This window comes from Marinobacter salinexigens (assembly GCF_008370345.1).
Classification (GTDB): Bacteria; Pseudomonadota; Gammaproteobacteria; order Pseudomonadales; family Oleiphilaceae; genus Marinobacter; species Marinobacter salinexigens.
Genome location: NZ_VTUU01000143.1, coordinates 1 through 385, shown reverse-complemented (window position 1 = coordinate 385; position 385 = coordinate 1). Strand labels below are relative to the sequence as shown.

1 protein-coding gene is annotated in these 385 nt (G+C 40.0%); it reads right to left on the bottom strand.

Annotated elements, in window-relative coordinates:
• Positions 1 to 385: hypothetical protein (locus FWJ25_RS20985; protein WP_188093692.1), on the bottom strand; the 385-nt coding region annotated here is incomplete at both ends.

The window sequence follows — 385 nt, the reverse complement described above, 5'->3', positions numbered from 1 at the left end:
AGATCATACTCATCCATTTCTTTGTTTCGTCGGAGCTTCCTAACCTTGAATTCCTCCCCTCTCTCCTCGGCTTCCTTTTTCAGCCTTTTTATCAGCTGGCGTTCTGCACGGGCAGCATCCAGATCAAGTTCTTTGATGCTAATATTCACAACTTTCTTTTTTAGCAGTGTTTCTTTGAAATATCCTTCGGTGTATTCAACTCTTTTTTCTTCATCGATTGAGGGTGCATCAACTGTGGACTCATATGTTGTATCCTTGAATTTATCTGGGTTTTGTTCCTCGTAGTCTAAAATCATCTGCTCTGCATTATGCCATTCCCAAAGCGTGTCAACAAAAGGATGGTCTGATACCAAAGGTTCCTTTTCCATATCTTTTAAAGGTTTTT